Origin of the sequence: Paraburkholderia sp. XV, from assembly GCF_020177535.1 — a bacterium.
Lineage (GTDB): Bacteria > Pseudomonadota > Gammaproteobacteria > Burkholderiales > Burkholderiaceae > Paraburkholderia > Paraburkholderia caribensis.
The window spans coordinates 76053-101396 of sequence record NZ_JAGUUD010000001.1; the positions used below are offsets into that span (position 1 = coordinate 76053).

General features: G+C 60.4%; 25 protein-coding genes. 4 read left to right on the forward strand and 21 right to left on the reverse strand.

Going from position 1 to position 25344, the window contains the following annotated elements; translation table 11 throughout:
• Positions 1-18: 18 nt before the first annotated feature.
• The 7 genes from KFO72_RS00430 to KFO72_RS00460 form a co-directional block, all read right to left on the reverse strand.
• Positions 19-204, reverse strand: a complete 186-nt coding sequence (locus KFO72_RS00430) for a hypothetical protein (protein ID WP_225031071.1) — start codon at positions 202-204, stop codon at positions 19-21.
• 74 nt (positions 205-278) lie between these two features.
• Positions 279-2603, reverse strand: coding sequence for an SMC family ATPase (locus KFO72_RS00435; protein ID WP_225031072.1), 2325 nt, complete (start codon positions 2601-2603; stop codon positions 279-281).
• A complete protein-coding gene (locus tag KFO72_RS00440; RefSeq protein ID WP_225031073.1) occupies positions 2591-3172 on the reverse strand; it encodes a hypothetical protein in 582 nt (193 codons plus the stop codon). The genes KFO72_RS00435 and KFO72_RS00440 overlap by 13 nt, the downstream gene beginning before the upstream one ends.
• A gap of 209 nt (positions 3173-3381) precedes the next feature.
• Complete coding sequence (locus KFO72_RS00445) at positions 3382-4764, reverse strand: metallophosphoesterase family protein (RefSeq protein WP_225031219.1); 1383 nt, start codon at positions 4762-4764, stop codon at positions 3382-3384.
• Between the two features lie 218 nt (positions 4765-4982).
• On the reverse strand, positions 4983-5414 hold the full coding sequence (locus KFO72_RS00450) for a hypothetical protein (RefSeq protein ID WP_225031074.1): 432 nt from the start codon (positions 5412-5414) through the stop codon (positions 4983-4985).
• A 160-nt stretch (positions 5415-5574) separates the two neighbouring features.
• Entirely contained in the window at positions 5575-6999 is a 1425-nt protein-coding gene (locus KFO72_RS00455) for a hypothetical protein (protein WP_225031075.1), read from the reverse strand.
• Entirely contained in the window at positions 6996-7262 is a 267-nt protein-coding gene (locus KFO72_RS00460; protein WP_225031076.1) for a hypothetical protein, read from the reverse strand. Before KFO72_RS00460 ends, KFO72_RS00455 begins: the two co-directional genes overlap by 4 nt.
• 629 nt (positions 7263-7891) lie before the next feature.
• On the opposite strand from KFO72_RS00460, the gene KFO72_RS00465 reads away from it, so the two are divergent.
• The 4 genes from KFO72_RS00465 to KFO72_RS00480 all read left to right on the forward strand — a co-directional run bounded on the left by KFO72_RS00465 (position 7892) and on the right by KFO72_RS00480 (position 10404).
• Positions 7892-8476, forward strand: a complete 585-nt coding sequence (locus KFO72_RS00465) for a DUF1845 domain-containing protein (RefSeq protein WP_225031220.1) — start codon at positions 7892-7894, stop codon at positions 8474-8476.
• Positions 8477-8572: 96 nt separating this feature from the next.
• Positions 8573-9442, forward strand: coding sequence for a hypothetical protein (locus KFO72_RS00470; protein WP_225031077.1), 870 nt, complete (start codon positions 8573-8575; stop codon positions 9440-9442).
• A gap of 14 nt (positions 9443-9456) precedes the next feature.
• Positions 9457-9849 carry a bactofilin family protein gene (locus KFO72_RS00475; protein ID WP_225031078.1) on the forward strand — a complete coding sequence of 131 codons (393 nt, stop codon included), beginning with the start codon at positions 9457-9459 and terminating at the stop codon, positions 9847-9849.
• 36 nt (positions 9850-9885) lie between these two features.
• The gene (locus KFO72_RS00480; protein WP_225031079.1) at positions 9886-10404 is read left to right on the forward strand and encodes a hypothetical protein; all 519 of its coding nucleotides are present in this window, start codon (positions 9886-9888) and stop codon (positions 10402-10404) included.
• 66 nt (positions 10405-10470) lie between these two features.
• Here KFO72_RS00480 and KFO72_RS00485 read toward each other — a convergent pair whose 3' ends face one another.
• The 14 genes from KFO72_RS00485 to KFO72_RS00550 all read right to left on the reverse strand — a co-directional run bounded on the left by KFO72_RS00485 (position 10471) and on the right by KFO72_RS00550 (position 24902).
• Positions 10471-11190, reverse strand: coding sequence for a hypothetical protein (locus KFO72_RS00485; RefSeq protein WP_225031080.1), 720 nt, complete (start codon positions 11188-11190; stop codon positions 10471-10473).
• A gap of 27 nt (positions 11191-11217) precedes the next feature.
• Positions 11218-12909, reverse strand: a complete 1692-nt coding sequence (locus tag KFO72_RS00490) for an ATP-dependent helicase (protein ID WP_225031081.1) — start codon at positions 12907-12909, stop codon at positions 11218-11220.
• Positions 12910-12922: 13 nt separating this feature from the next.
• Entirely contained in the window at positions 12923-13792 is an 870-nt protein-coding gene (locus KFO72_RS00495; RefSeq protein ID WP_225031082.1) for an ATPase, read from the reverse strand.
• Between the two features lie 448 nt (positions 13793-14240).
• A complete protein-coding gene (locus KFO72_RS00500; RefSeq protein WP_225031083.1) occupies positions 14241-14846 on the reverse strand; it encodes a DUF4400 domain-containing protein in 606 nt (201 codons plus the stop codon).
• Positions 14836-14982 carry a hypothetical protein gene (locus KFO72_RS00505; protein WP_225031084.1) on the reverse strand — a complete coding sequence of 49 codons (147 nt, stop codon included), beginning with the start codon at positions 14980-14982 and terminating at the stop codon, positions 14836-14838. The genes KFO72_RS00500 and KFO72_RS00505 overlap by 11 nt, the downstream gene beginning before the upstream one ends.
• A 94-nt stretch (positions 14983-15076) precedes the next feature.
• Positions 15077-15595 (reverse strand): hypothetical protein, encoded by a 519-nt coding sequence (locus tag KFO72_RS00510; protein ID WP_225031085.1) that lies wholly within the window; start codon positions 15593-15595, stop codon positions 15077-15079.
• Between the two features lie 8 nt (positions 15596-15603).
• A complete protein-coding gene (gene traD / locus KFO72_RS00515) occupies positions 15604-17475 on the reverse strand; it encodes a conjugative transfer system coupling protein TraD (RefSeq protein ID WP_225031086.1) in 1872 nt (623 codons plus the stop codon).
• Positions 17472-18872, reverse strand: coding sequence for a TraI domain-containing protein (locus tag KFO72_RS00520; protein WP_225031087.1), 1401 nt, complete (start codon positions 18870-18872; stop codon positions 17472-17474). The genes traD and KFO72_RS00520 overlap by 4 nt, the downstream gene beginning before the upstream one ends.
• Complete coding sequence (locus KFO72_RS00525; protein ID WP_225031088.1) at positions 18869-19912, reverse strand: type IV secretion system protein; 1044 nt, start codon at positions 19910-19912, stop codon at positions 18869-18871. Before KFO72_RS00525 ends, KFO72_RS00520 begins: the two co-directional genes overlap by 4 nt.
• A gap of 18 nt (positions 19913-19930) precedes the next feature.
• The gene (locus KFO72_RS00530; RefSeq protein WP_225031089.1) at positions 19931-20665 is read right to left on the reverse strand and encodes a type VI secretion protein; all 735 of its coding nucleotides are present in this window, start codon (positions 20663-20665) and stop codon (positions 19931-19933) included.
• A 17-nt stretch (positions 20666-20682) separates the two neighbouring features.
• Positions 20683-23145 carry a VirB4 family type IV secretion system protein gene (locus KFO72_RS00535; RefSeq protein WP_225031221.1) on the reverse strand — a complete coding sequence of 821 codons (2463 nt, stop codon included), beginning with the start codon at positions 23143-23145 and terminating at the stop codon, positions 20683-20685.
• Positions 23139-23402, reverse strand: a complete 264-nt coding sequence (locus tag KFO72_RS00540) for a VirB3 family type IV secretion system protein (protein ID WP_263626929.1) — start codon at positions 23400-23402, stop codon at positions 23139-23141. Before KFO72_RS00540 ends, KFO72_RS00535 begins: the two co-directional genes overlap by 7 nt.
• Before the next feature lie 40 nt (positions 23403-23442).
• Positions 23443-23835: a conjugal transfer protein TrbC gene (locus KFO72_RS00545; protein ID WP_225031091.1), complete on the reverse strand. Its 393-nt coding sequence runs from the start codon at positions 23833-23835 to the stop codon at positions 23443-23445.
• Positions 23836-23852: 17 nt separating this feature from the next.
• Entirely contained in the window at positions 23853-24902 is a 1050-nt protein-coding gene (locus KFO72_RS00550) for a CpaF family protein (protein WP_225031092.1), read from the reverse strand.
• Positions 24903-25344: the final 442 nt, after the last annotated feature.

Consider the following 25344-nt stretch of genomic DNA (forward strand, 5'->3'; position numbering starts at 1 on the left):
GACCTCACAGGGGGCCGCTCACGCGGCTCGCGATTCCAGGGGGATACTGGCGTGGTGCGTCACCCACTTGCCGTCGACGAGAACATCACGCATGAGCGTGCCGTTCAGGACGTAGGTGTGAGTGTTGCCAACACGCGGCGTTGCGGCGCGTACCGACACCGTGACGGCTTCGATACGTGCGTACATGTCTTGCTTCGATTTCAATGCGTTCCTCGTTGGAAAAAAGCGAGGGAACGCCCCTGTGGGGAGCGGTCCCCACAGGGTTGAAAAAGCATGGTTCAGGCAGCGGCCAAGGCGGCAACATCAATCACGGCATCGGCTTCTGCGACAAGATCGGGCGTTTGCGAGATGAAGAACTCGCGCTCGTACCCGCCCTGCCGCAACACTTCCCGCTTCATCCGCATGAACTGCAGCTTGCGCTGCGGATCGAGCGGACCATCGGACTCGTCGCTGAACAGGGATTGATACGGCTGACCTGCGTTGCTAGCCAGGTACAGCGCGATACCACGCGTCAGACACTCGTTGATCCAGACCTTCTGGCCACCCGACATCACCGTGACTGCCTTGGTGCTATCGTGATCGGCGTCGTGCACGAGGATTTCAAAACCCTCGCGCAGTTCACCGCTGGCCAATGCACGTTGAGTCTGGATTTCGACCGTGAAGCGCATGCCGTAGCATGCGAGCAGCAGGTCGTTCACCATCCTCGTTAGCGCAGGTCCGGCATCGTCAATCGTCAGCGCAATCACGCCTTCGTTGCCTAAGCCCTTTGCAAGCAGCTTCCAGCGCGCGATCTCATCCGAGATGCGCTGAGCACGCGACTGCGTCGCGTCGAAGCCCCCGATTTCGGTTGCGATGGTCTGCCGCTCGACCTCACGCGTAGCCTGAGAACGGATCAGGGATTCGATCCGTGCCTCGGCCGCGGTGATGGCCTCACGGCTCTGCGCCAGTTGCCGGTCGATGTCAGCGATGGCGCCAGTCACGTCGTCGACGCCGAGGCGTGCGACTTCCGCATCCAGTTCCTTCGCTTCAGTCGTCAGTTGCGATTGCTGCGCCTCCCGGCGAGCACCCAGCGTCGTTTCTTCAGATTCGAGCGCGGCCAGTTCTACTGTGGCTTTGTTCAAACCCTCGGTCGCGGCGTCGAGCAACGGCTTGCGCGCAGCGAGGTCGACCGCCTTCTGCAGATCACGGCGCGCGGCCGCGATCTGGTCGGTGACCGACTTCAGCTCGGTACGTTTTCCCGCAAGCTGTTGGACCTCGGGCGTGAGCTTTTCGACAGACTCGCGTTTCGCGCGGAATTCGGTACGAAGGTTGTTGAGCGAAATTCGTTGCTCATGCACTTTCGTATCGGCCTCGCGCGCCTGCGCAAGCAAGGGACAGGTGTTGTGCATCGCGTGGCCGGCACATGGCACGGTTCCGATCACACTCGCCTGCTGTTCCAAGGCCTTTAGAAGCGTTGCCCGTGACGACCCTTCCGACTCCAGCCCCTTCAACCGGGACGAAGCCGACGTCAACTCAAGCTGCTTTGCTTCGAGCACGTCAATAGCTGCCTGGATCGGCGCAACGCGCGCTTCCTCTGCAGCCATGCGCGCCTGTGCGGCGTCGCGCACGGCAGCGGCTCCAAGGATCGCCTCTCGCTGCGCGATCACAGCGTTGTGCTCAGTGATCGCAGCGCGCAACGAGGTTCGCCGCTGAGCAAAGCGTCGACCGTCGGCGGTCGCGTCAGCGTGGAGGGTTTGCAGCGCCGCGGCGATTTGACTGCGCCGCGTTGCCAGTTCCCGTAACCGGGTCTGCGCGCTCGCATTCGCAGTCTGTTTCGCCACAAGCAAGGCGCGCTGGTCTGTCAGGGCGACTACCTTGACGTTCAGCGCTTCGCGGCTCTCGCGAGTTGACGCTACTGACTGAACATCGGAAGCGATCGCCTGATCGATCTGCACAAGCCGGTCGCGCTTCGTGCCGAGCGCAACGAGTTGCTGCTGCGTGGCGTCCAGCGTGCGGCCGAGTATCTTCGCGACGTCGCTGGCTTGCGCCGACAGCGTGCGAAGGTCGTCGATATGCAGGAGTTCGGCCAGCAGTGCCTTGATCTCACTCGCTCCATAGGAGGCGAGCGGACGCCGGTTCTGTGCCGAGAACACGCTGGTGAAGAAAGCCTCCAGCGATCCGCAGACCGATTCAACACACAGATCGTAAGTTTCAGCCTTGCCGTCAGAGACAGTGCCGTCGCCCGTCTGCATGGGTTGCCACTTGCTCTCCGGATCACGCCAGGCCAGAAAATACTCGGCCTTGCCGGTCTTTCCGGGCTTGCGGAAAGAGAACGACGATCGGTAACGAACCCCACCGTGCTCCCACTCGAACTCCTTCAGCGCCTGAGCGCCGTAGAGGTGATCCCAGTACGAGAAGCCGTCGACCGACAGCTTCGTTGCACGAGAAGGCATGATCCGGTACGGATGGAGGTTGTCCATGATGGTGGACTTCCCCGCCCCGTTCGGGCCCGTGAGCGCAATCAGACCGTTCGGCAAGGGTTGAAGATCGAGCGTGATGCTTTCTCGCTTCATCCCGTCCCGAACGCCGATAAAGCCCGTGAGCGTAAGCGTCAGTGGGCGCATGTCTGCACCTCCGGCGCGTCAAACAGATAGTCGGAAGGCAGCCATGGCGCGTCGTCGTCGTTGTAAAACATCCTGCCAACGGCGGGATCGGGCGTTGCGGCACGCGTCGAGGTAGTTTCCGCTTTTGCCGCTTCAGCAGCGGCAGCGGCTTCGATAGCCCGCCTTTCAAGCGAGCCATCAACGGCATCGCCGACGGCTTTGCACACAGCGGCATATTCGGCGCTGGTGTGCCGGATCAGGCCGTCCCAGTTGTCGACGCCAGTCAGCGCGAGCAGCTCCCGCGGCCCCCACTGATTCGCATATCCCGTCTCGAACGACCAGAGCAGGTTTTGCATCTGGACGTCCGGCACGACGGCAAGTTGAGCCTGAGCGGCGTTGACGGCTGCCGTGAGGATGAGGAATCGCCCGGACTGGGCGACCACCGCACCGCGATGCTCGCCAAACGGGGTGTGAAAAATGCCGGCGGTGAATCCGGCGTGGGCTGTGAGGACCTTGCCGATGTCGCGGGGCGCGCGGTTTGCGCTGAAGTGCCGGACCCATTGGGCGCCAGCAGGGTAAAGACCAAACATGATGACACTCCACAGATGATGGGCGGAGTGCATCCCGGAAGGGATGAATCCCCGCCAGGGTTAAGAGAAAAAGATGGATGCAGCGAACTGCGATCGATGCGTCGAAGACGCGGGTGAACCTTGTTTCGGTAGCGCACGTCGCGGCGCGCTACCGGAACACGGCTGTGTTCCGCGCGAGAGTGCCGTAATGGCCACTCTCGCTATGGCGGCTAGGCCGCAAACAGATCATCGTTGAGCCAGTCGAGCGTTGATCCGGCCTGCGCCGATTTCTCAGCTTCGGGCTCGGCCGCAGGTGCAGCGTCTTCCTCTGCTGGTGTCGATGCGGCCGGATGACTCAGCACGACGGCAAGGGATGGCGACTGCGCCAGCGAATCGATGCGTTCCAGCACACCGGCAGCGATTGCCTCCGCATCGCCCGAGGCGAGCAGCTGCAATCGCTCCTGCAGCGGGTTGGCTTCGACGTTGGTCAGGTCACACCAGCGCGCGAGCTTCCCCTCGACAGTCGTTTCCAGGCTGATTCCCTGAGCACGGCTGCGCACGACAGGCAAGATTCGGGCTTCCACCTTGAGATCCGCCGCACCAGCAAACAGCGCCTTGATTGCCTCGCGGTCAACCGCCTGCCGATGCTCCTCGTCGATCTGCCAGCGAACCCGGACGAACTTGTCGCCGGCGTCTGCGGCGATTTCTTCCAGCCGCCCCATGTCGGGCGGACCGTCGAAATCGATGCAGATCATCTGGCGTGACGGCGTGGGAACGAGCGTGGCCGTCGCGCTGCCCGGCACTACATTCCAGGCGAGATAGCCCTTATCGCCTTCCTCGCCGTAGTGGAACCGCCCGATCGACCCAGGATAAGCAATCAGCCTGCTATCGCGATCCCACTGCTGCTCCTTGTGGATATGACCAAGCATGAATCCATCGCATTCGGCATCAAACAGCGCCGTCAGCGAGAATTCGTGATCGAAGCCAGCCATCACGACACCGTGCTCAGTCGTGCAACCGTTGACTGTGCCATGTGACACGCCCACCGTCCGTATGCCCGAAGCGCGAAACTGTCTGTTCACCCGGCCTGCCGCCGCCAGAAATGCGGCAAGCACATCGCCCAGTCCCGTACCTGCCTCGAGCGCGCCAACGCTCGCGGCAAGCTGGCCCTTGTTGACCGTGGGAAGGCAGGTGAACACCACTTCGGGGTTCAGATCGATGAACTGGCGCAGCTCGTCATCGGAGAACACTGGCCCTTTCGACGCCCAGAAACGACCATCGATTAGCGCAACCTGTGAAACGCGGTCGGCTACGTAGATCTGATGCACGCCGCCCATGAGCGCGAAGTTGTCGAGCGTGCCCGGAGGCTCGTGCGAAAACGTGCCCTGCAGCATGAGAACCGGCATCGAATTGGCCAGCCGGTGAACCTGGGTGGCCAGCGCATTCAGCGACGGCGCATGAGCGTCGAGACGATGATCAGTCGAGTCACCCGATATCACGCCGACTTCGGCGCCGCGCTCGATTGCATCGCTAACGGCGAATCCAAAGCAACGGTCCGATTCAGCCAGGTTGTCCGGCGCGTAATGCAGATCAGAGAAATGTGCGAGTTGCAATTTCGCCTCCAGAAATAAAAATGGCCGCCCGTGGGCAGCCTGAATGGAAAGTACGTCCGCAAGGACGTGTGAAAAGTGTTTGGCCGTGATCACGGCGTGATTTCGGTGCGCGGAATGCGCGATCGAAAGCGTTTGAGCAAACGACGGTGCGCTTGCTAAAGCGTTTTCGTCGTAGTTGGGAACAGCCAGCCCGACGGCTGGCTATATACGGTAGAGCGTCAGTTCAGCAACGACTTGCCTGATGATGCGAACTGCCCGGTGGCAGCATTCCAGTCGAGCGAGTTCACCGCGTGCTGCAAAGCTTCAAAGAACAGCTGGTTTGCGACCGTCTGACTGGGCGTCGCCTTCCGGTTGATCCGGGTGCTCACACCGCTGTTCGTCGAAATGACGTGGTCCGCGTTCATCACAGAGACGTCCGCCCACGCCATATTCACACCATCGAGCACGACAGCATCACCGTCGACGTGAATCCGTAGATGATGCGCGTTCAACATGGCACATTGCTCGTCGCTGATCGGATAACCGCCCTGCTGGTTGATGATGTTGCGCAGCGGCTCTGTCGTAATGTCCTGCAACGAACAGGAGAACGCCGGGGCCGCCGACAAACCAGCAATAGCGGTGACGATCAGGGTCTTTGCAAGCTTCTTCATGGTTCCTCTTTGAAAGTAGTGCCTCTACGGCACGGATGGCCACTTGCGCGGCATTTCGATGCGCGGATGCGCTGTCGAAACGATTTGAGCAAACGCAGGCTTGCTGAAATGGTCTCGTTGGAAAGGAGAAGGAAGCCAGCCCCGAAGGGCTGGTACTGCGTTAGAAAAAGTCAGCGAGAGATGGCCGCGGCTTCGCGGCGTCGATCTCGCGATCAAGCTCGGCGGGATCGGTCAACGCCGTGATCAATCTCTCGTTCATGCGATCGACATCTGCTGTTCGCTCGGACCATCCGCGCCCAAATATCGCGTGCGCGTATATCCGGAAATCCTGCTGCCGGTCATCCGCGCTCAGGCCCAACCGCTGAAGCAGGTCGGACATGCGCTCGCGTTTGTCGGCCAGGGATTCGGTCGCTTCGCTTTCGCCTGTGTGATGGACCGAAAGAACGTGCTGTAGGAGCGGACCACTAGCCGGGGGCGCATCGGACGGTTTCCCGGTCGTATGCTCCGACGTCGACTCTGCCGGTTGCGTCGAGGCAATCGCCGGCGTGCTACCAACTTCGGCGGTCTCGTTCAATCGCGTCGCCGTGTCGCCCGTCCCTTCGACGTTGACGATCGGAACCACGTTACCGCTGGCTTCGATCAAGGCAACTGCCTGATTTGCCGCGTCAAGCGCAGGAATCGGATCGTCAGCCGCATCCAGCAGTGCGCCGATGTCGATATCGGCATCGAGCACGGTCAGGGGTTGCGTGGTTCGGACAGCGTCGCCGTGCTCGTTGATCCGCGTGATATCGAACTCCCGCTTCGTGATCCAGAATCGCGTACCCGTTAGCTTGCCTCGCGCAAGCTGTACGGTCTGCATCGCCGAGTAAGCTTTCTGAAGCACGTAGATCGAGTTGGTCGGCAGTTCGATGAGACCAAGGCCCCTGATGTCCGGCACGGCGAAGATGAAACTCGCCGACAGGTTGCATTGACGCGCTTGATACTGCGGACACTGTTCAGGATCGCAGATGCCATCGGGAATCGCCTCATCCTGACGACGGATGACTGTGCGGCCGCCGAAGTGCCGAACGGCACGTTGCGCACGTTGGTCGCGGGCGACCTTCGCATACGTCATGCAGTACCGGATGCCGTCACGCTCATACTGTGACCAGAACTTCCGGCCGTTCGTACCGTAGACGGTCATCTGGTTCGGCAGGTTCTGCATCCAGTCGTTAAACGCAAACAGCACCGGGAAGCGATACAGCTTGAGCCCCTCGCCGCGATCTTCGCCGTAGAGTTTCAGGATCTCGTCGGCGACGTCGGGGTTGGTGAAGTCCGACCGACGACACGTGAAATACGGCGTGTTCCTCGGTGCGAGTGCATTTTTCAGGTTGCATTTCGATTCGAGTGCCATCGCGATCGCATCGAACGACTCACCTGCTGCGACCATGCTCCCGTAAAGCTCCACCGCACGTGCGTTACCGCGTGCCTTCGACGTGAGAACCTTGATGCCGGGGCGAATGTGCCCGATCACCGGCGGACGCAAGGCGCGCTCCTCAACGACGCTGCGAACAGGGCCGTTGACCAGATTGACTACTGCGTTCATGAGAGTTTCCTCGCGAGAAAGAAAATGGCCGTTGTCCGCAACTCACCGGCTGACTGCTCCAGTTCGTGTGCTGCCGCTTCTCCGCGGCGTTCGGCTACATGGGAAAGAAAGACGCGGCGTTCCGGATCGCTGTATTTCGCGACCTGGGCAACCTCGCAACGCTGTCGCCATGCTGGCGACGTGGTATCGGCATTTGCGCGCTCCTCGTCGATCGTGTGGCTGATCGCTTCGGCTATGCGCTGGTCAAGACGGTCAGGAAGCAATGAAGACCTCCAACGGGACAGAAACAACGGACGAAAAAAAACGCGTCCCTCGGTGTGAGGAACGCGTTTCGGGATTCGATGGAAATGACCCGAGCGCCACAACCCTTCCGGGGTCGTGGCGCTCAGGGAGCCGTAAGGCTCATATACGAGGACGTAAGTCGCCCTCGCGCAGCATGGTCACGCCGCGCAACAGCCCATTTTCGGAAAATTCATTCCGCCGCAGGATCACGGTTCAGTCCACTTCGATCGTTCTACCCAGACGGGCTCTGGAGAGAGAACACCCGATGTCCGGGTCCGAACGATGTCACGGCGCAAATACATGCGGCCGGTGACGAGTTTTATGACTGAATGAATGGGGAGCGCGGGCTAGGCGCTCATCAGAAGAAAATTCCACACCAGTTGCCGTCTGGTCGGAGCATGCACGAAGGCACGGCTTGTACAGAAGATGGACTCCGGGCTAGCCGGGTCATGTCGATGCGTCGGAGACGCGAGAAGTAGAGTCAGTATTGCGCAAATTTCGGCTTGCAAAGCCCCGAAAGATCGCGAAAACAGCACAGCTTTTGCGCGAATTCATCATACGAAGCTCCAGCACAATGATCTATGAGAGAGACCACACCCGAAAAATCCACATGGCTGCTGTTCTTGAATACCCTCCCGATCCTGATCGGTCGGCGAAACCGGACCTATCCGATGTCAACGCGAATGGAACGGGTCTGAAGCCGATTGAGCGGCTGACTAGCGATACGCGTATTGCGCGCATCAACTCGGAAACAGACGCCCAGACGATCCTGCGCTACAGCTCGCAGTTCGCGCGCGACTACATCCGGTCCGATTACAACTTCTGTGCGTCGAAGATTGCCGTCGCACGCGGCGGAAAAGTCCGTGCACTCGAAACTGCCTTGCGCGAGACCTCCGACTGGTTCAGGAAGACGGATGCGTGGCTTGGACGCCATGACGTTCGGACTATCGAGATGCCGTACGAGGAGATCGAGCTCGTCATTACCCGCCCGCTCTCCGGTCTGTTGGTGCGGTGTCTCACCCAATTCGACCGCGTTTTCGTCAAGTCGCTCGCGACAGTAGTCATGAAAAAGATCAGCCCTGACGATCGCGCGCGGCTTCTCGCCAATGCAGAGCGCCGGCTCAAGCACATCGTGCAGTTGTGCATGCCTGACAACGACCAGTACGACTTCGACGGCAAGCGCAGCGAGCAATAGCGCTCCGCCATTCTTTGCAGACCAGGACAGCGTCCAGCGCGAACTTGACTTCGCAGCCGGATGGCTACGCTCGAACTCTGTCACAGGAGAGAAACGATGGACCTAAGGGAAATTCAGGCACTGCACGCGCAGTACACCGCGCAGCCGGTAATCATCGACATCGCCAGTCATACGGCGGCCATGCCCGCCCTTCCGGCCCCCGATGCCGGACCGAGCGTGCGAGTTCGCGTTCTCGCCTTGGCTGGCGGTCTGCGCAAAGCTGGTAAGCCCGCACTCGTCGCGATTGCCGTCGCAGCCCTTGCTGCGGGCGGTGGGATGAGCGTCGCACGTATCTGGCGCGCGATGCATGAGACAGTGGTTGCTCCACCGGCCGCTCTCACTAGCGCCTCGAAGCAGGCTCCCGGTTCGATCCCTGCAAGCGGGCCGCAAAACGACATGCCGATCGACGTCAATCCGGCACGACCTCTCACGGCGAGCGATTTCGACACGCACAGGCCCGTCGCGCAATCGGCACTCGCCAATGTCGACGCGCGTTCGCTCGCCGCAGCCAATCCCAATCCCGCGGTCGTACCGACTGTGCCGACCAGTCGCCCCGCCGCCGAGAACGTGGCGGCGGCCGCGTCCCCCATTCGAGCGCCGCGACAGTCGCCGCCAGTTGCACCGGCGAGCGCTGTTGCGACGCCCTCGCCAGCCGCTCCCACGACGCCGCCCGCGACGGCAGAGCCCCAGGCGCGGACCCAACCAGCGCAGCCCTCCGCTGCGGCTGCGTCGTCAACACTGGTCAAGTCAGCTTCGACCACGACGCCGGAAGCACCCAAGCCAGAGCAACGCCCGGCATTGCGCGCGCTGCACCGGGTTACCCGTCACACGACAGCCGCCGCAAATAGCGAGACGTCGCCCGAATCGGCCGCGCCCGCGCAACCCAAAGCACAGCCCGCCAAGTCTGGCGACGTACAGCTCTTTTAATGAGGCCGCATCTGATGAAGCCGCAACCGCTTAATGTCACGCTCCTGTCCGCAGGCCTTTCCATCCACGGCGATGTCTTTCTCGATCACGGGATCAGCAGCTTTGCCATCGTCGACGGCAACATTGTGTCGAACGCTGGCCTCCTGCATATCGGTCAGGGCGGCATGGTTAAAGGACAGGTCGAAGGCGAGCACGTGCGTGTTGACGGCACGGTCGAGGGCGACGTGCACGCGCGCGGAGTTCTGGAAATCAATGGCCGGGTCATTGGGAACGTCTATTACTACGGGACGATCCGTCTCGGACCGCGCGCATCGCTCGAGGGCCAGGTCAAACGCAAAAGCGACCTGACCATCGAGAACGCCGCAAGCAACGTGCAGCAGCTCTCGCGCACTGCGGCAAGCGTTTGACCTATCGACTACGTCCACACGACATTCAGGATGCTCATGAACCGCATTATCAAAGCTCTCTCCCCGTTCATCATCACTGGCGCCGTCATCACTGGTGCACACGCCGAAGCGCCGTCGGTACAGCAACAACTCGATGTCGCTCTTTACAAGGACGGCCACCAGATCGCGATGGGCACCTCAATCATCAAGGATGAAATTGTCGGAAAATCTCCCTACGCGATGCGCAGCGGAACCGAGATCGGCTATGGCAAGTGCACCAAAGTCGGCAACGCAACGAGCCTCGCGAGCGACAGCGTCTTTGTCGGGCTCGCGATGTTTATTGATCCCGTTGTGGTCGACGGAGCCCGGGCGAAACTTTCCGTCAGCGTTCAGGATACCGAGTTCGTGGGCAAGTACGAAGACGGTCCTGCCGACTGCCGATCCGAAACCGTCAGCACGAAGGGTCTGAAGGTCAACAAGGTTGTTGTCGACATTGCAGACGGCCAAAGCATCGATGTGCCGCTCGGTGACCCTCGTTATCGTCTCGCGCTCAAGCTTCGCAACCCTGATCTCTGACCAACGCGCGTTGCAAATGCAAAGGGGCGCCCTCGGGCGCCCCTTTTTCGTTTGGTTGCTGGCGGATCAGAGCCACTGTTCTGCGTCACTGCGAAAATACAGCGCCTGGTAGCCCGGCATATACACAAGCTGCTCTCGCCGGTCGACCGTCAGGCCTCGGGCCTCAAGCCACAGCGCCAACCATCCTATCACCCGCTCAAGCGCGTGCTCGTTCGTTTGAGCCGCGAGCCGCAGCGTGTGATGTATGGCGAGCCTGTTGAACGCAGCCGAGTTGCCGAGCCGCTGGAAGGGAGAGGACAGATAGTATCGCTTCCACGTGAGGGCGAGGAGTTCCGCCATTTCATTCGCTTTCACGAGCGGCGCGATCTCGTGCTCCGAGCCCGCGACCGATGGCGCATGTTCTTGCGCCCTGCGCTCATCGAGCCGGGTACCGAAGCCGTGCATCACATCCCGGTTAGCGTCATGCCACGACGCCAACATGTCGTGTGCAACCCATGCACGCGTGCGCAACGCGTCGTCCAGCCACGCCCGGCACTCGTCGTTGTCGGTAAGGCAGAAGCCGGCGGCCGCGAGTGGTGCCCAGTCATCTCGTCCGACGGCAAAGTGAGATCCGTCACTGTCTTCGTGCCAGGCGCATAGCGCATCCGTACTCGCGCTGGACCGCTCAAAGCCGTCCGCGTGCAGGCGATGCAAGGGTTCTCGCAAAGGGAGCGCCTCGCTGTGCGGCACAAGGCTTAACGTCGAGATCGGCACGTAGCCGAATCTGCGAAACACGCGGTCGAGCATGATCACTCCGAGGAAACCAATCAGTAGTTACTGGATAGACGATTCGATGAGGAACCGGGAAACGGGATTCTTCTTGATGGTCGCGATGGTCAGGCCGTCGCGCGCTCGGGTCATCGCGACATAGAAAAGGCGGCGCTCTTCGGACTCGGTGCTTTTTTCGTCGGGCACGACGCCCTCTTCCGCCCGCGAGATCCACACGTGATCCCATTCCAGCCCTTTCGAACTGTGCATCGTTGTCAACACGAGTGCGCCATCGGCTGGCTTGTTGTTGTCGCGGCGGAGGTATTCGATCCGCTCAGCGAAGGTGCCAGAAAGCCGCGATATCACGTCGTAGGTGCCCTGGATCGCGCGGATAGACTGATCTTTCTTTGCGTACGTCATCATCAGCTCATGCACGCCGTCGAGCACCAGCGAGTAGAAGCTCCGTTCGCACATCGCCTGCCATTCGGAAAGGCGTTTCATAAAGCTGCGATAGACCGTCGCGGTGTCTTCGGGCAGACCAAGCGCGACAAGATCCTTCTTGTGACGTTGAATAAGCTCCGGCCCCATGTCACGGTGGAGCACGGCAAGAAGCGGTGTGCTCAGCCCCATGTAGCCGAAAACCGCATCGAGCCCGTTCTGCTTGCGCCCTTCGGCGATTCCGAGCAGGTTGCACATGAGAGCCCCTTCTGGGCGATTCAGCACGGAACTGCCGGACGCCCGAAAGTATGGAACGCCATGCGATCGGCAGACAGCCTCTATCGGGTCCAGAATCCGGTTCGTGCGCGCGAGGATTGCACACGACTTGCCCGCCCTAAGGAGCGGATACAACGTCTCGACGGCCGCAACGGCATCCGCATACTCGTCGTCAGAACGCTTTGTTGCAACGGAGCCGCCCGGTCCGCGTTCCGCATGCAGTAGCTTGGCGATCCGGTCTGTGTTGTTTCGGATCACGCGGTCTGCGGCAGAGAGGATCTCCCCGTGGCAGCGATAGTTGCTGCCGAGCACGACTTTCTGGGCGTTGAAGGTCGACGCAAAATTCTCCATGCCGCGGTAACCGAGTGCTGCGCGGAATCCGTAGATGCTCTGGTCGTCATCACCAACCACAGTGACCTTTGCATTGGCTTTCGCGTGCAATTCAACCCAGCGGTATTGCAACGGGTCCGTGTCCTGGAATTCATCAACGAGAAGATCGGTGAAGCGGTACGGCGCGATGTCGCCCGCTTCCATGCCCGCGACGGCGAGGCGCAGCATGTCCTGAAAATCGATCTTGCCGTTGCGCTCAAGAGCGGCCTGATAGGCGGCGTAGATCTGCGCGTCTTCGGTGCCCGCCTCCACACGGCCGAAATTGGTCTTGATCCGCTCGATGCTGGGGACGACCTCTTCGGGCTTCCAGGCGAGGCCTAGCTCCGCGATGACACGCGCAATGAGGCCCATCCGATCGCCATCCGTCGCGATGTCGCGCTTGCCCAGCTGTTTGAACGCGAGCGAGTGAAACGTCCCCGCGATGAGCCGCTTTCTGGCGCCATCACCAGCAAGCGCCAGAATGCGATCGCGGAGCTCGACTGCTGCGTCCTTACTGAAGGTGACAGCGCCGACGATTGCGGCGGGGTCAGCCAGCAGGAGGGCTGCCTTCGCCGCGATCGTCTTGGTCTTGCCAGCACCGGGGCACGCGATCGCAACACAGTGCTGGCGCAGTTCCGCTACCTCACGCTGCTGCGGATTGAGCCCGTCGAGCATGGTGGCAGTCCTGTTATCGGCCGCGCACCGTGGTCATCAGGCGCAAATGGGTCATATAGCCGCGCACGCCGACGGGGTGAAATTTGCGGAGGAACCGGGTCGTTTCCTCGTCGACGTCGGACTGGTCACGAACGCCGTTCCACACCAGGAAGTCGAAATGATCCATGACCTTGTCGAACTTCAGCATGAGCGACAGCACGCGCATCGAGAATCGGGAATACGCTTCCACTTCAATCTCGAGCGAAGGCTTGGTAACCGTCGGCGCAAACACGATATCGCCCTGGTCCTGCATCTTCGATTCGGTCTTGGCGCGGAAGCCCTGCGCGACGCTCAGCTGCTCGTCGACATACGCTTCCAGATCGCCGACCTGCTTTTCGAACCACGCGGTGACAACGCCCAGATCTTCTGTACCGAAGGTCGAGCGGCCGAAGCGTTGCAGGTTGATGCTCATGCGGTTCAGATACGGCCACCACTGCTCGAACAGCGGCTTCAGTCTCGTGTGGTTCAAGCGAACCGCGGCCTGCACCACTGCGGCGCCGGACAACTGACGGTTCATCAGTTCGCGGCCAATCTCGCGACGGCGTTGGACGATCGCTGCGCGCTCCGCCGGCGGCAGATCACGGAAAAGCTTGCGTGTCCGCGCAACCTGCTCACGCTTTTCCGCCGCTTCCGTCTCGCTGATCATCCCTTCTTTTTGAAGGGTGTTCGCGGCGTCTTCCATCTGCTGGAGTTCGGCCTCGATTTCGCCACCATCCGCGCCGTCGGTGATCAGTGGCAGTGTCGGAGCAGCCGCGCTTGTTCCCTGCGCGGTCGGGGCGGCGACGGGTTGTCCGGCGGTTTGGCTGTCGGCGTCGAGTTTCGACTCTTCAGTGATGGCGCTCATATTTGGTCCCTGTTGGAAAGTGCTCGCGCCTCGCGCGGCATGGACTCTATTGTTTTGCGCATAGCGGTCCCGATACAGACCAAAACGTGTGCAATTTCTCGACGCTTTCGGGCGTGCTAGCGTCGACCGCGCGCTAAAACACGTCGGGGCGAAGACCCTATGAAGTCGGAATGCTAGTGACGGATATGGAGTTTGGCGCCAATCGGTACAGGAAGAGTGCCTGTATGTGGCCGACGGAGTGCGACGAGACAGGACCACGTGTCGAGAGTTCGCCGTCGTTGGGATCGCTTTGTATTGAGACGGCGAACGAGGCGGGGGACTCAAACTGCAAGAGGTGCCAGAGCGCAACGCGAATCCGACTGAGGCGAACCGATTGCGGCGAGCGGACGAGCCGGCTCACGGTCTTAACCCGGAAAGCTCCAGAAAAACATGTAGCTTTCCGGGGAAACTATTGATACGAGGACGCTGCTTTCCAGAGGAGCACGCCGAGTACGGCAGCGACCGCGATCCAGCATTGTGCGTAGATTGGAAACGGCAGAACCAGCACGGCGAACGAGACACCGAACACCAGCAAAATGCCGTGAGCGGCCAGGTGAAATGACAGCGGGCTGGCAAACCCAGCCGCCGAGGCCTTGATCTTCCGGCGAATGGTGCCGTCGACGAACGCCGCGACACAGAAAACAAGCGTGCCGAGGATAAAGAGCTTCATCACAGTTGCGCGATACACCACGCGGTATATCTCGAGCCAGAAGTTGTGCATCCACGACTGCGCGAGATCCGACATGCCTCCGTCCGTGATCTCGCTGCCACCGGCAGCGTTCATGGTCCGGCGCACGAGACCGCTTTGAACGAACCAGCGCTTGAACCGCGCGTTGGTCAACGACACGGCTTCGTCAGCGCGCTCCGCACCAACCACGTCGGCAACTGAATCGGCCTCTTCCTGAGCTATCGCGAACCACGCCCGGTCGGGAAGTGCAGGCATGATCAGCACCGCTATCAGCGGCACGAAGAAGAACCACCATTTGATGTGGGAGACGAACCGGCTATTGGCCATACGTGTGTACGCCCCATTCCAGCAGGTTCGTGACGATCCTCGCGAGGATGTAGATCGGGAAGGCGACCAGCCCACTCAATCCGAGCCAGAAATGCACAGGCCTGCGGCTGACGAACAGCGCCAGCGCATAAGCCATTGCCCCGCTTCCCCTGGAAAACTCGGCGGGCCGTGGCGCATCGACTTCATCTTGCGATGTCGCGGTTGACATCGCGCGGCGCGCGACGTCAGGCTCAACCCGCGAGAGCTTCGCTATCAGAAAAAGTGTGGGCGACATCGTAGTCCTCGAAGTAAAGGCGGAAGTTTTCGCCGGTCAGGGCTCGCGCGGCTAGCTGGAAGGCCGCCGACCGCTGCGTGATCGACTCGGGGCACCGCTCTTCGACCATTTCGGTGCCGAGCGCTTCGTGGCGTGCCTCGAATTCGGTGACGGGTTCCAGCATTGGCGGCCAGACGTGATACCGCTCACCGTCCCGGGCAACGTAACGGCGTGCGTACAGAAGGTGCGCGCTTGAGAAAAGACCTTGCATGAATGCAACATGTGGATTGCCTGTCTTACGGGTGCGCTTGTACGCCGCGATGCCGTGGTCTAGCATCTCCTTGACGAGCGGTTCGGATTCGCCGATGAACTTCTCCCCGATGAAATCGGCCACGCGTGCGCAGGCGAGCTCAAGCTCCGGCGCCAGCGTGAAAACGGGCATCAGGCGGGACGACAGCTTGTGTTCGCGGATGATTTTTTTGAATACGGCAGACATGCGTTTAGTTAGCCTTGAAGGATTGGAATACGACCCTGATACACCGCGGCACCCGAGATGCGCATGAAGTACTGCAGGTTCGGGAGTTTATGTATCAGGTCTTTGGGAATAAGGGGAACCTTCTCCAGTTGTAGTGAACGTGAGACGCCGCCGGTGAACTCTCCGATGTGCGCTTCACTGCCGGTGCTCGTACTGCCAGAGATAGTCAGGTTGCGTATGGCTGTTTCGCCGACCTTGTCCGAGAACCACTGCGCAGTGTCGCTGTCTTCCAAGCGTAGGACGATCTGATTGTTCAAGTTGCCCAAAACCTGCAGCATTTTCGCGGCGTTTCCAAGGCGAGCCTCGAGATCCGCGCGCGCCTGAAACGCGACGAACGCCTTGAAGCCGGCTCCGCGGCCCTTATTCAGGATCTGGATCACCTGTTCGTTGATCGCTTCTGCGATCTCGTCGATGATCAGGACGACCTCTGGCGGCGAGTCGTAGAAGTTGTAGATGGAGCCACACACCGCCGCGACATCGGCCAGGATCATCGATGCGATCGCTTTCTGGACGATGTTGTTCGACAGCGAGTCCAGCCCCATGTACAGGACGGCTTTCTGCTTGATGATCTTGTCGATGTCCCAGATTTCGCGTTCGTCGTCGAAGTCGTCGGCCTTCGGCGCCAGCATCAGCCCAGTTTCGCCCGTCGCCAGCATCTGGAGGAGCGGGAGCGCCGAGGCGATGATCCGCATGTAATGCTCGCGGTCATGTACCTGCGTGGCGATCAGTCCGTCAATCGCTTCGTGACCTCGCTCCAGCGCCGCGAACCGCGCGTTATACAGCGCAATCATCGCGTCGATCGGACCTGCCCCGTTGTTGCGTGCGCCCTGGCGGGTATTTTCCGTGGCGACCTGCTCTTCCCAATCAGTCAGACCCTGTTCGATGAAGAAACGCGTCAGGCTCTTTTCGAGCAGCGTTGTGATGCCCGACTGCGCGTACTTCAGGATCGATCTCAATGTGGGCTTATCGCCGATGTACAGTTCGCCCTTGACAGCGCGGTCGATGAACAGGAAGGCGAAATCGCGGAACGGCCCTTCCTCCATCAGTTGCGCGATCCGGCTCGGGATTTCTGACGGTTGTGACCAGTTCTCGATCGGGTTGAGGCGGATCGATTCGGAAGGCTTCGCCTGATTGAAGTAGAGAAATTTGCGGCCGGAGCGCGCGCATTCCTTTTCGACGCGCCGCTTCCACTCCGCATCGTTTTTCGGGTCAACGATGATGAGAACGTCGCCGAGGTGGATGACCTGGGTCGAGATGACTTCATAGGTCCGGGTCTTGCCGGCGCCGGTCGTCCCTCCAACAAGCGTATGACCACCCATCGCTTTATAGTGGAACGGCACAAGCGCCTTCTTCGGCTCCATCCCATGTATCCACGACGAGCCCTGGGGCATTCGATCACGGATGCTGTCCGTGGGAGCGAAGATGCCTTCGATAGCTTCCTCAATCTTGCGCCCTGTCTTCGTCTTGTTTAGCCATTTCGGCAGGCCGGGTATGTCGGTGGTCGGCATACGCAGAATGTCGTGCGCGATCTGGCAATGTTTTTGGGTCCACTCGTACCCGATACCCAAGTACATCGAGTTCGCTTCTTCGCGCATTCGTTGCTGGATCTGCAGCAGCTTGGGCACGTGCAGCGTGGTCAGCCACTTTGTCGAGATGGCCATGCGAAACTTGAGTGCTCCCCAAATCTGCAGGGAGCGAACCACGAGGAACCCAAGCCCGACAAGCATGAAAGCCCAGCCGTATGGCATGCCGAAGATCGGCAGCAGGACACAGGCCGCGAACCAGAAAACAGCCGCCCGAAATTCGTAGATTGGTCTGAAATGATTGATGTAGTTCGTCATGCCGGTCGATCCAGAATTAGCTGACCCACGCGCGGCGCGAGCGTGATGTCCGTCGACGCGTCGGCGACCATCAGACTGCGCTTGCGCATATGCTCAACGAGCGTACTCGAGGCGAGGCCATAACTGCCGATCAGGCGTTTTGTAACGACAAGCCCCTTGTCGTTCCACTCAACGCCCTTCGCGGCGCCCGATGCGACGTCCTCGCGCAACGCCGTGAAGAACTCACGAACTGAATTGGGCATGCCCTTGAGAACATCGTCAAAGCCAGTCGGTGCAGGCGCCTTCTCTTGCCCGGCGGCCACTCTCGGCGTGACGCGCATTGCGGTCGGATCGACAGGCTTCTGGACCGGCGCTTCGCTCGCGGTTTCCTGTCCCGGCGCGATGCCGACCGCAGCATGTAACGACCAGTGACTCGCGGTGCCTAACTCCGGTGCCTGTTCCGACGCTGGAACAGGCGAGGATACGGGTTCCACAGATGCGCGCTGAGAGGCCTCGACTGGCGAGGCCGCAGACTCAGTCGTGGACGGCTTTTCACCGGCACCACCGGATTTTGTTGCTGTCGGCTCAGCGGCCGGCGTTGGGTCCGAAGCTGTGGCGGCAGACGACGCCGGCGGAGGCGAGTGCGCGGGCGCAGGCGCTGGTGCGACAACGGGTTGCAGTTCAGCTGCAACCTGTACAGCCGTCGGCACCGTATAGTTTACCGGCGCGAACACGCCGCGTTGCGCCTTCCGGTCCGCTTCGTCCGCGACGTTGACTGCCTGTCGGACCACCTTGTGCAACAGGGATTCGACGCCTTGCGGCTGCATGACAGGATTGATAGCGCCGAACAATTCTGAGAGAACCTCGCCATCCAGTCCGGCGATCAATTCGGAGCCGACAAGCATCTGTGCGAGCATCCCAGTGCGCATCCGCTCGACAGGCAGGGGCTGCTCCCGCACCATGACCCGATACGCTGAAGCACCGAGCCACGTTCCGGCAGCACCGTGCACAGAGGGATTCCACATTGCCCGATCGCTGTCGCGTTCGATCTGGAAATGCCGGTACGGTTCGTCCAGCCTGGAACACACCGCGGCGAGAAACACCGCGTAGTTGTATTGCGGCTCGATGCGACGGCGCTTTTCCGATGACAGGTTTGTACCGAACTTCTGTCCGCCGGCGAGCCGCATGGCGAAAAACGCCGTCTCAACGGTACAGCGGAATGCCCCGCCCGGTCCGTGATACAGCGTCGCGCTGAGCGGCAACGAGGAAAACCACGTCGCACAGGCGCGCAGGACAGAGAGCCACTTGCGCTCAAACTCGGCTTTGCTCGCTTCGTTGGCGCATTGACCGATGAGATCAACGCGTCGCTGGTGCTGGTCGACGAGTGCCGACGCGTCTATGTTCTGATGCAGATTCATGGCATCAGCCCCGCTGTCGCAGCGCGACCTACTTTGGCGACAATCGAGCCGCTGGCATTTGCACCGCCGCCGAACATACCCGCGATCTTCGGAATCTCGAACGAAATGAGAAACACGAAAATAGCGAGGTCAAAGACATAGCCGCTCGCGCCGGAGGTCGACAGGCCCTTCGCTGTCGCGTCCTGTACTGCCGCGATCAGGCTCTGGGTGACCAGTCGCATCAGGATGGCTGCGACGACGACGTACATCCCGGCGCTGATCATGTAATCCAGCCATGTCTTGAAATACCCGCGCGTGATTGTTGAGAAGCCGAGTGCAAATGCAATCTGCCCCATCACGACGCCGCACGCGAATTGCAGTTGGCCGAGGTTGATGAAGAACGCAAACACGACCGAGGTGACCGATAGCACCAGCCAGGCAAAAAAGAGCGGGACCATCGCGACAGCCACGCTGAATATCGCGCTCCAGCCAGCCCCGGAGAATGCCTTGACGATCGCGTCAAGGATCTGTCCGGCTGCGCTGCCGATCACGCCCAACGTACTCGACATGTTCGTCCCGCCGATGGTATTGGCAAGGGACAGAAACCATTTGTAGAAGCCCGGGCCGAATTGGGCGAACTCGATATAGAACGACGCGAATATCCCCAGGACCCCGATCTCTTCAAAGAAGGCCAGCCACGCCATCACGGGGTCTCTCGTCGCCGCGAAGCGTACGGCAGCCAGAATGAGCGTGATAACGCCGAGGCCGCCCGCGAACTTGTCCGCTTCGGGCTTGATCTGCTCGCTGATCGCCACCGCAGTGTCCATCACCGATGAGAACAGCGCCGTGATCTTGTCCATCGCCTGCTTGCTGCCCGCCGAAAACTCGCCAGGCTTCACATACGAACTTGCGTTGGTCGTCGCCGTGCTGGACGAGTTTCCCGGGACAACCGACCCGTCCGGCAAGACTATGGGATCATCTGCGAACGCCGCGAGTGGCGTCCCGATCAGGAACAGCGGAAGCAAGGCGGCGGCAAAGATCCGTTTCAGCAATTGCAGCATGAGTGATCCGTCCTACGTCTAGAATCCGTAAGCCGCGCGCTCGGCTTCCTGCTGGTCGAGAAACGCCTTTGCCGATGCCGCGCGCGCCTTGTCGTCAGCGTTGGATGCCGACTGCTGCTGGGCTTCCTTCTGCTGTTTGCCAGCGGCCAGCTGGAGCATGTCGCTCATCTGGCTCGATACGATATCCAGATAGTGCGTGGTCAGCTCTGCGGTAGCCTGTGCGGTCGGAGTCAATGACATTTGCGACTGCAGATCCTGGCGGCGTTGTGCAAGCGTCTGGATATGCTGCATCACGTTGTTGCCCGTCTGCAGCAACTGCGTCGCCTGGTTATCGCGCTGGTTGTAGAGCGTCGCCATATCAGCAAACCATTCCGCGTTCGATTTGCCGGATCGCGAGATCAGCGACTGCACGTGATTAAGCCACTGGCCGCCGTTCTGAAGATCGCCATAGAGGTCCGTCGCGGTGCTGGCCAGCTTCTTGTACTTGTCGATGTCGCCCGTGATCTGGTCGTATTGCGCCTTCATCGCCGCCGGGTCGAGGTTTGTGGCCTGCAGCAGTTGGTTCGCCATCATCTGATACTGATAGGCGATATTGCTGTCCTGGTAGACCTCGGTCTTGATCGCCTTCAACGCGGTAATCGTGTTCTGGATAAGGTTGGTTGGATCGATGACCGTTAGCTGAGCGTACGCGGCGTTCGATACGCAGAAGGTCATCCCAGCCATCAAGGCAAGGCGCGCAAGAATCTTTTTCATAAGTGGTTTCCCTTCGGTCAGTCGAGAGTCATCATTTCCGCGATGTAGTTCTGCGGCCAGTTGCGCGCGCCGGACTGGAAATGCTTGTCAAGCACTGCCTGCGCCCGGCCGTCGGAACGCAGCACCGCGAGCGTCTCCTTCGGGAAGCTCGCCTGCAGCATGCGGGTCTGCGTCGGCGTGATCCACAGGTAGTCTCGGTTCGGCACTGCATTGGCCACCATCTCGACCTGACTCATCGTCAGACCGAACTTCTCGCAGTAGAGATGGAGGTTGTTTTTCGCGTCTGGATTGGGGAGGTAGACGATGTTCGGAATGTTTTCCTTCAACACCTCGAAGTTCGCGATGCGTGCGACCTGAGCGAGCGACTGGGTCGCCATCATGAGGGTCGCATTCAGCTTCCGTATCGTGACGGCCCACACTTCCAACCGCTTGTAGAAGCGCTCGTTCTGGAAAAAGAAGCCCGCCTCTTCGACTTCGATCACGGTGTAGCGCTTGCCGTCGAGCCACTGCGCGATCCGGTAGAACGCGTAGTCCATGAACAGCGCCGCCGCCACGGGGAAGTTGTTGAAGAGATCGCCCATCTCGATCGAAATATCGTCGGACAGCTCAAACGCGTCCTCGACGTGATCGAAAAAGCGTCCGTTCTTCTCGCCTTGCGTCCAGACTGACAGACGGTCGCGCAACTCGATCGAAAGCAGGGTGTTCAGGTGCGACAGCGTCCACAGCTCAGGACCGTATCCGTCACCTAGCGTCTTGACCGCATCGAAGATCTCCCTTTCTTGCGGCTTCGTGCACCGGAAGGTGTCGTCTTCGATCGCCATCTGTACCCACTCGGCGACATACGGATAGTGCTTTTCGTCGACAAGGAGCGACAACGGATTGACCGACGTCGCCGCCTCAAAGCGCCCGGTCGCGTCAATGAAGCGTCCGCCCGCCAGCACTGTCGGGATGCGGGTCGAGCGATCCTTGTCAAAGCGTACGCGGCGAGCACCGTGGCGCCCCGTTTGCGACATGAGAAAATTCAGGAAGATAGACTTCCCCATCCCGATCGGGCCGAGAACCAGCAGGTGCGACGCACCACCGGGGATATGCAGGTTCACGCGTTGCAGCGTCTTGTGACGGGTCGGCAGCATCGTAAGCGGCCCGGTTTTCTGGCCGGACTGCTGTGTCAGCCACGCATTGACATCGCTGCCTTCGGCAACGCCGCGCACGGGTGCGATGTCGGAAACGGTCGCGGTTTCGACGAACTGCAACCGGCGCTGCTGATCCCATCGCCCCGGCATCGTTGACGCCCATGCAGCGAACAGGTTGTCGCGCTCGACGATGACGCCGAAGCCCGCGTTGCCGATCCGCCCGACAACGTCTCGCGTCGCGTCCTCGCACTCCTCCACGGTGTTCCCATAGACGACTACCGACACGTTGGCGAAGCCAAACTGCTGACCCTCAGCCTGGATCTTTGCGAGTGCGTTTTCTGCCTCCTCAGCGAGGGTCTCTCGGCCCTTGTCGTTCTTTTGCTCTTCCTTCGCGAAGTAGGCTTTGACGATGGCCCACGGATTGAATGCCGCCATCTTGTAGAACTTGCGAATCTTGTCGACGTAGCCGCTTGCCTTGGTAGTATCGAGGAACCGGAACATCACGCAGACGTCCAGTTCCGCATCGACTTCGCCCAGCACGTCGAGCGCGGCCTCCTGGAAGCCCATCCATTCTTTGACCGCTACGATCTTCGCGAACCGCTTGCCGTATGCCGATTCGAACATCAGCATCTCGGCGCCGATGGTGATCTCGCTTTCCGTCAGGTGCGAGTCGAGCATCGTGACGGGATACCGGACGCGGCGCGGCGGCACCGAGGGATTGGCGGTCTGGTGCAGGAACGCGAGCGCCGTCTGGAGAGAGAGCCGCTTCATCTTGAGTCGGGTCACCCCGCCCTTGAATGCGTCAAGCACGGACTCGAAGCGTTTGATGTCCGATGTCAGTCGCTCCAGATCGAAGACGAAAGCGCTTCGCGCAAGCAGCGAATCTTTCATTGCTTCGATCATTGCGACGATCATGGATTTGCCACCCACCGTCATGTGGTACGCGATCTTTTCAAATACGCGGTTCACGCCGGTTTCGGGCGTGAACGCGAGTGCGAGCGAGTGGGTGTTACGAAAGTACTTGCCGCTGGCCACGTGCCTGCGGTTGATCTCGTCGATGTGAGCATCAATGTCTGATGCGAACTCGCCCTCGATCCTGCCTTGGACCCGCCGATGCGACAGCCTCCACCAGGCCGTGATGCGGTGGTCAAAATTCTTGCACGCGTGGTCGAGGTTGTCGCGCGCGGCCGAGATATCGCCGACGTTCGGCGTGTCCGCGTCGACACCACCAAACTCGAAGACGGAGAGCAGCGAGCCGTCCTTGTCGAGGATAAGCTCTGGCGTGACCATCGTTGCCCAGGGCGCTACTTCCTGTATGGAACGCACGGCGAGTCGCTTTTTCAGCATGGAAGATCCTGATCGAATCCATATGGGCGCTTGAATCGCGCCGAGAATTTTGCGGACGGCCACGGCCGGTAGACATCGGCATAGCGGTTGTAGACGAGCATGACCTGCCGCCACCATGGGTCGCGCGCACTCTTCCAGCGCAGAAGCCAGTGGACGGCGACGCCGACGACGAGAAACGTCGGCGTCATGCTCGCGTAGCAAAGCAGCACGGTCATCGTGCCGTTGGCAATCGCCAGTCCGCGGTCGGCACCGCCCATCTGGCGGGGGAGCGACAGACCGCGGCTGACCTTGGTCGGCTTACGCACAGGTATAGTTGATATGGAAGTGGTTTTTCATGATCGGGATCGCACATGCAGCGATACCGATGCCCACGAACGCGGTCGAGATCACCTTGACAATGGTGCTTTCCGAACTGCCGATAGCGACCGCGGCGAGGATGATCACGACGCAGCCGATCACGAAGAGCCACGGCCCGCTGATGTATGCGGAAATCAGGCAGATCGCATCGGTAGCCGAGCCGAGGTCATCCAGGCTGACGGCCGATGCGAACGGTGCGAACGTCGCGAGCGCCGCCGCCAGCAACGTCGTGCGCAGTTCGCGACGCGTCAGAAAGCGCGACCAGATGAACTGACGCGCCGAATGCACCTTCGCGCGCGCGGCCGCAAAAAACTGTGAGACGTACTTCTTCATGCAATGACTCCGGTAAGTTAAAAAACGCGGTTGAGGATGTAATCCCCCTCCTTGAAACCCTTAATCTCGACGATCTCGGATATGTGGCGCAGCTCGCCGGTACGGCGCAGATGAATGACGTAGTGGAAGCAGTCGGCGATGGCTTTTCGCATGTCGGCCAGCTCCCATCTGCTTCCCGTTGGTATGCCGAGCATGGCGAGGCTTTCGAGGCGGCTCAGTCCCCCGCGAGCATTGTTCGAGTGAATAGAGCCGAGGCCTCCGTCGTGGCCCGTACTGAGCGCCTGGATGAAGTCGTAGGCTTCACCGCCGCGAACTTCGCCAACGACGATGCGGTCCGGCCGGAACCGAAGGCAGAGCGCGACCAGCGCCTGTGTGGTGACGCCCTTGTCGGGATTGGAGAGAAGACGCACGAGATTGGGCACGCGCAGCTTCAGCTCCATCGTGTCCTCGATGGAGATCACGCGTTCATCGTCAGGAATCTCTCCGCCGAGTGCATTGAGAAACGTGGTCTTACCCGTTGACGTTCCGCCTGCAACGAGGATGTTCTTACGTCTTTTGACAAGCTGGCGTATCGCCTCGGCCAGCGCATCGTTCTCGATGCCCGGGTGAAACAGATCATCATCGGTGTGGTGACTACGGGCATGGACGCGCGAGAAGGCGCCCATCACGTTGTAATCGTTCAGAATGAGATTCGACTCGCGATGCTTTCGTATCGACAGCGCGTGTCCATCGATCGCCGTCGGCCGCATCACGGCTGCGATCCGCAGCCCCTTGTGACCGGCGTTGATGATGCCCTGTGCGGTGCCGGCTTTCGCCGACTTCTCTACAGAAGCGGCCAGCGAAAGGATCGCGCCGTTAAGCGTCGCCTGATTAAGCGAAAGGTCGAGCCGGTACATCCGCCCCCGACGTTCCACCCAGATGTTGTCGAAATTGTTGATCATGATTTCGGCAACATCGGATGCGTCGAACTGCTCGCGCAACGGGACGACCGACTCGAAGAACATCCGCACCGCGCTCTCCTCGAGCGGGCGGACCTTGAGCAGGGGATTTTCGGTATCGTAGGACATGCTGCTATTGTTCAGACTGGCCAAACGCGCAGCGGACCGAAAGAGACACCAAATAAGGGAGCTTTCGCGTCAGCCCGATGGCGTTGCCCAGTCGACCATGTACGTCACACTGACGCTGTGATGCTGGTCCTCCGACGAGCCGGCTCACGGGCTTAACCCGAAAAGCACAGTAAAATCGCATAGCTTTTGACCCGGCCGAGCACCGAAATCTGCGGCAGCGGAATTCAGTTCCCGGGCATTCTTCCCTTTTTCGACCGATGGCTAGAACCGCCCCGTATTTCCAACGCTCCCCCCAAGCAGTGCGCGCGCGGCGCGCGAAGACCTTGCTCTTGCCAATGCCCCGCGCCTCTGCAGACGAACTCTCCCTGCAAGTGCACATTGCTCTCGACTCGATGCGACGTGGAAAGGGATGCGTCAATGCCACTCAGACACTGTGTCAGGC